Origin of the sequence: Mesorhizobium sp. M7A.F.Ca.CA.002.09.1.1, from assembly GCF_003998555.1 — a bacterium.
Taxonomy (GTDB): domain Bacteria; phylum Pseudomonadota; class Alphaproteobacteria; order Rhizobiales; family Rhizobiaceae; genus Mesorhizobium; species Mesorhizobium ciceri.
Genome location: NZ_RZRR01000128.1, coordinates 1 through 8,823, shown reverse-complemented (window position 1 = coordinate 8,823; position 8,823 = coordinate 1). Strand labels below are relative to the sequence as shown.

Sequence of the window (8,823 nt, the reverse complement as noted above, 5' to 3'; positions counted from 1 at the left end):
GCTCCCAATTCACCGAAGTCCGGCGGGGCGCCAGGAATATAGACCATCGAGTTGATCGAACTCGACCCGCCAAGAACCTTGCCCCGGTTGACCGGTATGCGGCGGTTGTTGAGCAGCGGCTGCGGCACGCCCTTGTAGCCGTAGTCGAAGTTCGGATTGCCGTAGAGCGAGAGAATGCCGGCCGGCACGCGCACCCTGGTGCGGTCGTCGCTGCCGCCCGCCTCGATCAGGCAGACACGAACTGCCGGGTCTGCGCTCAGCCTGTTTGCCAAGACACAGCCGGCCGAGCCCGCGCCAATGACGATATAGTCAAATTCCGCCGCCTCGATGCTCATGCCTTGCCCGTTTCATCATCCACACCGAAGACTGCCGATGTCTGTTTCATGCATGTCGTCTGCCCAAAACCGAGGTCACTTTTGAGCGACATGCATTAGTGCTCGTCGTCTTCGTCGTTCTTCAGGAGCTCGAGGATCTCCCGCTTCATGGCGATGAAGTTCGGCTCCATGACCAGATCCATGCTGCGTGGACGCGGGAGGCCTACGCGGATTTCCTTCTTGATCTGACCGGGCCGGCCGGACATGACGAGCACCCTGTCCGCCAGCAGGATCGCTTCGTCGATGTCATGGGTAACGAACAGGACCGTCTTCTTGGAATGATCCCAGATCCTCAGCAAAAGCTTCTGCATGCTGTGACGGGTTTGGCTGTCGAGCGCTCCAAAAGGCTCATCCATCAGCAGCACGTCCGGATCATTGGCGAGCGCGCGCGCAATCGCAACGCGCTGCTTCATGCCGCCCGACAGCTGAGACGGGTAATGGTTGGCGAACTTTGCCAGACCGACCTCGTGGAGAAAATGCTCGACAATGACCCTGCGCTCGGCCGGCGCAATGCCCTTCCGCTTCGGGCCATATTCGACGTTCTGCGCCACCGTAAGCCAGGGAAACAGCGTATATGCCTGAAACACCATGCCGCGATCCGGGCCCGGCTCGGTAACAGGCTTGCCGCCGACTACGATCATGCCGCCGGTCCGCTCCTCAAGACCGGCGACGAGATAAAGCAGGCTCGACTTGCCGCAGCCGGATGGGCCGACGATCACACAGAATTCGTTGGGCACGACGTGAAAGGAAATGCCATCCAGCGCCAGCACCGCATTGTCACCCTTGCCGTAGCGCAGGACCACATTGTCGATGCCTATGTCGGAACTCTTTGGTTTCGTCGTAAGATTCAGGGCGTCCATGTGTGCGTGTTCCTCAATTGGCCCAGGGAGCGACGAGGCGGCGGATGCCCCGGAACAATTGGTCGGTGCAAAGACCAAGGATGCCGATCATGGCGATGGCCATGAAGATCACGTCGACCTGAAAGCCGCGCATGGCTTTGAGCGAGATGTAGCCAAGTCCGCTGCGGGCGGCGACGAGTTCGGCCACGACGAGATAGGTCCAGGCCCAGCCCATGGTGACGCGCAGCACATCCAGCACGCTCGGAAGCGTGGCCGGAAAGACGATGTGGAAGACCGTGTCGCCTCGTTTCGTGCCGAGCGTATAGGCTGCGTTGACAAGGTCGCGCTGGACGCTGCGAGCGCTGTCGGCGATCATGACGAGCTGCTGGAAGAAGACGCCGAAGACGATGACGGCAACGCGCTGCTCGATGCCGATGCCGATCCACAGGATGAAAAGCGGCACGAAGGACGTCACCGGCAGATAGCGTATGAAATTGACCAACGGTTCGAGAACGGCCTGGACGATGCGATAGGTGCCCATCGTCAATCCAAGCGGCACCGCAACGATGCTCGAAAGGACGAAGCCGATCAACACCACCTGGACGCTGGCGAAAACATGCTCCCACAACGACCCGTCAAGCGCCATGCTGATGGTGGTGGACAACACGGATTCGGGGCGAGGCAGGAACATTTCCTTGACCGCTCCGGAATAGGTCAGCGCGAACCAGCCGCCGATGACGGCGATCCAGACCATGAAGCCGAGCGTAATGGAGAGAGAGCGCGGCACAGCCCGAAACGGTGTGGCGATGACTTTCAGGACGGATCGACCGGCCTGACCTTCTTCAACTCTCGCGGTCACGCCATTGCTGACCAGAGAGCTCGTGTTCGGTGCTAGTGTCACGGGATACCCTTTTGGGCCGCTTGGACCGGAGGCGCGAGGTCCGCCTCCGGTTCAGCCAAATCACTTTGCAAGGTCAAATTACTTCGCAGGCCAAGCTACTTTGCAAGGCCAAGCTACTTCCAAGGCCAAGCTACTTTCCAAGGCCAAGCTACTTCCCAAGGAAGGACGTATCGACGAGGTCGTCATACTTGACGTCCATTTTGAGCTTGCCGAAGCCGCCCCAGATATCGCCGCCCAGCTTGATCAGCTTGCCGGCTTCGCCAGTCTCGCCACCGGCGAAGAATTCGGCATTGCGCTGCTTACCGTAGAAGTTCACGCCAGCGGCCGAGGAAGCGAAGTCCTTCGGATCCTTCAGCCAGCCGCCGACGCCTTTGGCCATCACCTCATACGCCTTCTCAGGATTCTCCTTGATGAACTCGTTGGCCTTGTAGAGGCCCTTCACCAGCGCCTCGACATCTCCGGGGTTCTTCGTGATGTAGTCGCAGTTGAGCGCCACCACATCGACGATCAAGCCGGGTGTCCTGGAGGAGTCGATCAGCACCTGTCCCTTGTTTTCCTTCTTGGCCAGCGTCAGATGCGGTTCCCAGGTGACGGCAACGGGAATGCGGTCGGCCATGAAGGCGGCAGCGGCATCGTCTGCCGTCATGTTGGTGATCTTCACATCGGCCTGGGTGAGACCGGCCTGCTTGAGCAGGATATTGAACCAGAACTGCGACACTGAACCCTCGTTCAGCGCTACGTCCATGCCTTTGAGGTCGGCGATGCTCTTGACCCCGCTGGGCGCGAGCACGCCATCGCCGCCATGGCTGTCATCCAGCGCATAGACCGACTTGAAGCAAACATCCTTCGAACGATACTTCATGATCTCGTCGACGGTCGATGCGCTGCCGTCGAGCTCGCCGGCGGCAACAGCCGCCATATACAGCGATGCTTCCTCGATGATTTCAAGCGAGACATCGAGCCCACCTTCCTTGAAGTAGCCCATGTCACGGGCAAGGAAGAGCGGTCCGTACCCCACCCAGGTCGTCATGCCCAGTTTCAAGCTGCCAGCTTCGGCGTGGAGGCTCACCGATATGGCGCTGAGCGCAATGCCGGCCACCAGCGCGGCCCGGCGAAACTTCGAGATTATTGTCGTCATCACGTTCCCCTGTTTTCTGAAGTCGAGCGTTATCCCGGCCCGAACGAAACCCGCTCCGGAGGCATCGCCGAAGCCTGTCGCCTGACGTTCTTTTCTTGTTTTCTTTCAGCCGATGGCGGAGCAAAGCACGTTGGGTGCGCTGCACAAATTATGATTTTCAGTAGTTCGGCTTAGGCTGGACCTAACCAGACTGCGTTGCGTCTGCGCCATCGCGATTTCGCCCTCAGCAAGCTGCACCATTTCTTCTTTCCTCGGCCGGCCCGGGGCCACACCATTTTACGCGCCATTTATTGGCCGGGGCTGAGAGACGGGGAACTGGAGCCGAGCCATCGCGGGCTGCGGCCTAAAACGAACGGGTTGCAGTTCGGCGATTTCGCCATTCTGGCAGATCCGTCCGGACGGCTGATCCGTCTTTTCGGAATCGAGCCACCTGGCCTGACAAGCGCGCTGGCGCTGTCGGATTGGGTTGTCCAATTTGTCGGAAAGACGAACTTCTTCTTGCTTTAGCCCTTGACCGCCCCAGCGGTCATGGATCCCGATATCTGCCGATACATCACAAGACCCAGCAATGCCGGCGGCAAGGCGCCCAGCATCATGACGGCGGAAGCGGTTCCCCATTTTACGCCACCGCCGCTCGCGGCGAAGAAGAAGGATGCGCCGACCGTCATCGGCACGGCACGACTGGTTGTCAGCATGAGGCCGAAGAGGAATTCGTTCCAGGCGGTGATGAAGCCGAAGATGAAGGTTGTGACGAGCGCCGGTCGGATGACGGGCCGGACGATCATCATCATCACCTGCAAGGAACTTGCGCCATCGACTTTCGCCGCCTCGTCGAGTTCGACTGGTACATCTGAAATCGCGTTTACCAGGATGACGAGTGCAAGCGGCGCGTTGACGATGGTCAGGATGAGCCCGAGCCCGATCCGCGTATCGAGCAGGCCCAGCCACTGGTACATCATGTAAAGCGGGATCGCGAAGATGATCAGCGGCACGGCGCGAAGATTGATGACGATCGGCAGGACCAAGCGCTTTCCCGCCTCGCTGCGCGCGATCGCATAGGCAGCCGGGAACGCGAGCACGATCGCAAGGCCGGTTCCGATCAGCGCCGCCACGGTGCTGTTCAGCAGATAGGCATAGATGTTGAAGCGGCTGGTCTGCGTCAGGACCTCCAGATAGTTGTCGAGCGTCGGCTGGCTGATCCACAAACCGGGGTTCGTCGAAAGCTCGCGCTGGCTTTTGAGCGATGTGATCAGCGTCACGATAATGGGGAAATTCATCGCCAGCACGGCGATGGCAAAAACGATCCAGCGCAGTGCCCCGGCCATCGTCAACGCTTCCTGCGGCCGGCAAGCCGGTTAAGGCAGTGGAGAACGATGAACGACGCCATGAACAGGACAACCGAGGCGGCGACCGCCTTGCCAATAGCCCCTTCCTTGAAGAAGGCTTGGTAGATGTAGATCGACAAGGACGTCGTTGAACCTCCTGCACCACTGCCGGTCAATGCATAGACATTGTCGAACACCCGGAAACCGTCGATGAAACGGATGAAAAACGCGATGACCAGCGTCGGCTTCATCAATGGCAGGTCGATCCACCGGACGATCTCAAACGGTGATGCGCCATCGAGCGAGGAGGCTTCGCGCACGTCGAGCGGTATGGCCGAATAGGCCATGTAGAAGAGCAGGAAGGCGAAAGGCGTCCATTGCAGCGTCTCCACGACGACAAGGGTGCGGAAGGCATTGTTGATGTCGAGGAAGGCCGGGCTGTCACCGAACCATTCGAAGAGATAGTAGGGGACGGGGCCCGCAAATTCATGCAGCACCAGCCGGTACATGAGACCGACCATGGCCGGCGCGACCATCAGCGGCAGCATCAACGGCGCCATCAGGACTGGTCGCTTGCTCAGAAGCGGTGCCAGGAAGATGGCAAGGAAAAGACCGATCAGACATTCCGCTGATGCGGTAAGAATACCGAAGCGCAGAGAGAACCAGGCCGAGCTCCAGAATTCGCGGTCGTTCAACACCGCGACATAGTTGCTGAAACCGCTCAACACCGGACTGCGCAGCGTCTCGAATGTGACGGCCGAAATGGAATAAATCAGATTGACGATCGCCGGAAAGCCGAGGAACAGCAGCAGGAAGCCGACCAGCGGCGTCAGATACATCCTGCCTTCGGCACGTGTCACAAGGGCCATGTCGATCCGCCAAACGCGCCGGACGCCGAGCTCGACCCGGCGTCCGGCAAATGGTTCATTTCTTGAGAAGGTCCTGCATGCCCGCCTTGGTGTGGGCGAGCGCATCCTCGAGGCTCTGCTGGCCGGACCAGTAGCCGGTAAACTCCTTTGCCTGCAGCTCATAGACCGGGAGCGCACTCGCGGACGTCGCACCGGTCATGACATAGCCGTACTTGCTGGCGAATTCGCCGAGCTTGACGAGATCGGGACGTTCCTTCGCAACCTTGGCGACGACATCGGGAGACAATGCCGGCGAACCGCCGCTGCGCGCATAGAGCAAGGCCGCATCCTCGGTGGCGAGCCACTTCAGGAACTTGACGGCGCCTTCCTTGTTCTTGGCGTTCTTGTTGAGGCCCAAACCAAGGCCGTGGATATGATCGGCGCGTCCGTCGGGACCTGCCGGCGGCGCGACGATCCCGGTCACCTCGGCGACCGCCGGAGATTTTTCGGTGCTGGTCAGATCCGCCGCCGCGGCATTCCACTGCAGTGCCGTCGCGGCCTGACCGGATGCGAAGGCCGCGTTGGTTTCCGCATATTCGTAGCTCAGCGAATCCTTGGGCGATGACCCGGCATCATAGAGTTTCTTGTAGAGCTCGAGGCCGGTCTTGTAGGCATCGGAATCCACCGTGACATTGCCGTTCTTGTCCATCCAGTCGCCGCCGTAGGAGCGCGGCAGGGACTGGAAGACCATCATGTTGAACAGCAGGTTCTTCATCTGCAGGACCGTGCCGTAGCGCACCGGGCTGTCGGGGTTCACCTGCTTGGTGAAATAGAGGGCGGTGGCCGCCCAGTCGTCCCAGGTCCAGCTGTCCGGGTCCTTCGGCTGCAGCGGCTTGCCGAGATATTTCTGGGCGATTTCACCATAGGTCTTCTTGGCGGCGTCATCCCTGCTCAAGGCGTCGACGAGATCCTTGCGGTAGTACATGAAGTGCAGCGAAAGGTCGGTCGGCACGCCGTATTGCTTGCCGTCGAACTGCATCGTCTTGAGAACGGATTCGCCGAAAACCTTGGCCGCATCCGCGCCAAGATCGACCGGCTCCATATAGGGCGCGTAGCGACCGAGCGAGTAGGTGGCGACGAGATTCACGTCGAAGGCGTTGGATCCGGCCGCCATGTCGGCCTGCAGCTTGTCGTAAAAGCCTTCGCGGTTGAAGAACAGCAGCTCCACCTTGTCGGCATCGCTTGCCTGCTTGTTATAGGTTTCCACGGTTGCCCGCAGTGCGGTTTCCTCGGACCCGCCAGGCCAGCCGAGCACGGTCACGGTTGCGTTGGCAAAGGTCGGCAAAGCTGTCCCCGCGAGGAGGGTGGCCATAAGCGCAAAAGACGTCCTGCTCAATTTCATGATCGTTCCCTTCTTTTTTGATGATTTTTGCATGGCATGACCGGCGGCGCCGCTACTTTGCCCATTCGGCAAGATCGGCAACACCGATGACGCCGGCGTGGCCCGCGAGCTTCGCCGCAACGAGATTGGAGGAAAGGCGCGGTGGAACCTCGCCCAGATGCGCGCGCACCCGGTCGAGATAGCCATCGGCAAGACCGATGCTGCCGCCGATGACGATCGATTTCGGATCGAACATCATCTGAATGTCCCGGCACAGCGTCGCGACCCGCGAGGCGCTCCGCGAGACGATGGCGTCGGCCCAGGCCTCGCCCTTCAGCGCAAGCCCGAACACATCGGCGGCATCGGCCTTGAAGCCGGCCTTGAGGGCCTGCGAAGCGATCCAGCGGCCGGAGGTGCTGTCTTCGAGCGGGGCCTGGTCTTCAGACAAACCACGGATCAGACCGAAGTGACCGGCAAGACCGGACAGCAATCGGCCGTTGCAAACGATGCCGCCGCCAATTCCGGTCGAGATGGTCAGAAAGACGATGTCGCGACCTTGCCCGGCGCCGAATTTGTATTCGCCCCAGGCGGCTGCCTGGGCATCGTTGAACGCACAGACGGGCTTGCCGAAAACAGCGGATGCCCTTTCGACCAGCGGGTAGCCGTCGGGAATGCCAAGCGTCGCCGGATTCAACGCCGACCAGCGTCCATCGTGCACCAGCCCCGTCACCGCAATACCGATACGACTGAAGCGGCTTGACCAGGCCGACGTGCTTTGCGCAAGGGATGCCAGCCAGGCGTCGGGTCCAGCCTCTCGCGCGGTAGGCACGATCATGTCCTCGACCACCTTGCCGCCGCTGACCAGCGCGGCCATGGTCTTGGTTCCCCCGATGTCGATGCCCAGCACGGTTGGGCCAAGCACGGTTTGCGTGCCCCTTGCCGCATAGGCCCCGGAAATCGCCTGGTGGAACCACGAGGTGACGTGCTCGGTACGGGTGATCGCCGATCCGACAACCACGGCACAGGCGCCGGCGCGCGCGGCGGCGGCCGCCTGCTCCGGCGACCGGATACGCCCTTCGGCGATGACGTAGGGGCTCAGGGTTCGCATTTGAGCGATGAGGGCAATGTCCGGATCCTCCGGCTCCGGCCCGCCGACATAGCCGGAAAGCGTCGTGCCGACGAAATCGACACCCGCGGCAAGGGCCCGGCGCGCATCGTCAAGGCAAGAGCAATCGGCCATGGTCAGCTTGTTCCTGGCCTTGACGGCTTTCACAAGCGCTTCGACAGGAACGGGACGGACACGGTCCGTCGCATCGAAAGCGATGATATCGGCGCCCGCCTCGGCCAGCGCCTCGACATCGGCCAGATAGGGCGTGATGCGCACGGGGCTGTCGGTCAGATCGCGCTTGACGATACCGATGATCGGCTCGCGGACGGCCAGGCGGGCGGCCGCGACATAGGGCACGGATTCGATGCGCAGGGCCTTGGCTCCGGCTTCAAGAGCGGCCCTGGCAAAGCCCGTCACGAATTGCGCACTGTCCATCGGGCCGCCGGGAACCGGCTGGCAGGACACGATGAGACTGTTGGCGATGTCTTCCCGCTGCACGTCGGCACTCCCCTGTCGCCATCACGATAAATGGAAAATACCAGATTACAACCAGTTCATAACTGGTATTATCTTTGCAGCTCGAAGACGAAGTCGTAGACGTCTCCCTTGTAGCGTGTCTCGCAGTATTCCACGATCTGTCCGTCGGCGAGAAAGCAGCGGCGCTCGGTCATCAGCAGCGGTGCGCCCATCTCGCAATGAAGGTGTCTTGCATCCTCCAGCGATGCGCCGCGCGAGCGCATGCGCTGGATTGCCCTCTGAGGCAGGAAGCCGCGTGCATCTAGCGCTTCATAGAGGGAGTCCTGAACCATCTCGGGCGAAGGAAGGAAGCGAACCGGCACGGCCGAGACCTCGACGGCGATCGGCGCGCCATCGGCCGTCCGCACGCGGCGCATGCGGATTACATTGGTG

General features: G+C 60.9%; 10 protein-coding genes. 1 reads left to right on the top strand and 9 read right to left on the bottom strand.

The features are described from left to right. From EN994_RS08435 to EN994_RS08420, 4 genes are all read right to left on the bottom strand, one after another. The coding region (locus EN994_RS08435) for a GMC family oxidoreductase N-terminal domain-containing protein (RefSeq protein WP_206530384.1) at positions 1-335 on the bottom strand (335 nt) is incomplete at its 3' end. A gap of 95 nt (positions 336-430) precedes the next feature. Beyond that, a complete protein-coding gene (locus EN994_RS08430; protein ID WP_013530446.1) occupies positions 431-1,234 on the bottom strand; it encodes an ABC transporter ATP-binding protein in 804 nt (267 codons plus the stop codon). 13 nt (positions 1,235-1,247) lie between these two features. After that, positions 1,248-2,114 carry an ABC transporter permease gene (locus EN994_RS08425; protein WP_024503974.1) on the bottom strand — a complete coding sequence of 289 codons (867 nt, stop codon included), beginning with the start codon at positions 2,112-2,114 and terminating at the stop codon, positions 1,248-1,250. A gap of 148 nt (positions 2,115-2,262) precedes the next feature. Next, complete coding sequence (locus tag EN994_RS08420; protein ID WP_063168707.1) at positions 2,263-3,252, bottom strand: ABC transporter substrate-binding protein; 990 nt, start codon at positions 3,250-3,252, stop codon at positions 2,263-2,265. 195 nt (positions 3,253-3,447) lie between these two features. Between EN994_RS08420 and EN994_RS08415 the strand changes: the two genes are divergently transcribed. Then, positions 3,448-3,759, top strand: a complete 312-nt coding sequence (locus EN994_RS08415; RefSeq protein WP_127224133.1) for a hypothetical protein — start codon at positions 3,448-3,450, stop codon at positions 3,757-3,759. On the opposite strand, the gene EN994_RS08410 is transcribed toward EN994_RS08415, so the two are convergent. From EN994_RS08410 to EN994_RS08390, 5 genes are all read right to left on the bottom strand, one after another. Continuing rightward, positions 3,756-4,577 (bottom strand): carbohydrate ABC transporter permease, encoded by an 822-nt coding sequence (locus tag EN994_RS08410; RefSeq protein WP_027160930.1) that lies wholly within the window; start codon positions 4,575-4,577, stop codon positions 3,756-3,758. The genes EN994_RS08415 and EN994_RS08410 overlap by 4 nt on opposite strands. Before the next feature lie 2 nt (positions 4,578-4,579). Next, positions 4,580-5,446 carry a sugar ABC transporter permease gene (locus EN994_RS08405; protein ID WP_013530442.1) on the bottom strand — a complete coding sequence of 289 codons (867 nt, stop codon included), beginning with the start codon at positions 5,444-5,446 and terminating at the stop codon, positions 4,580-4,582. A gap of 55 nt (positions 5,447-5,501) precedes the next feature. Further along, a complete protein-coding gene (locus EN994_RS08400; protein ID WP_244514326.1) occupies positions 5,502-6,797 on the bottom strand; it encodes a sugar ABC transporter substrate-binding protein in 1,296 nt (431 codons plus the stop codon). A gap of 82 nt (positions 6,798-6,879) precedes the next feature. Next, positions 6,880-8,412: a putative N-acetylmannosamine-6-phosphate 2-epimerase gene (locus tag EN994_RS08395; RefSeq protein ID WP_082826518.1), complete on the bottom strand. Its 1,533-nt coding sequence runs from the start codon at positions 8,410-8,412 to the stop codon at positions 6,880-6,882. 68 nt (positions 8,413-8,480) lie between these two features. Beyond that, the coding region (locus tag EN994_RS08390; protein WP_164745840.1) for a GntR family transcriptional regulator at positions 8,481-8,823 on the bottom strand (343 nt) is incomplete at its 5' end.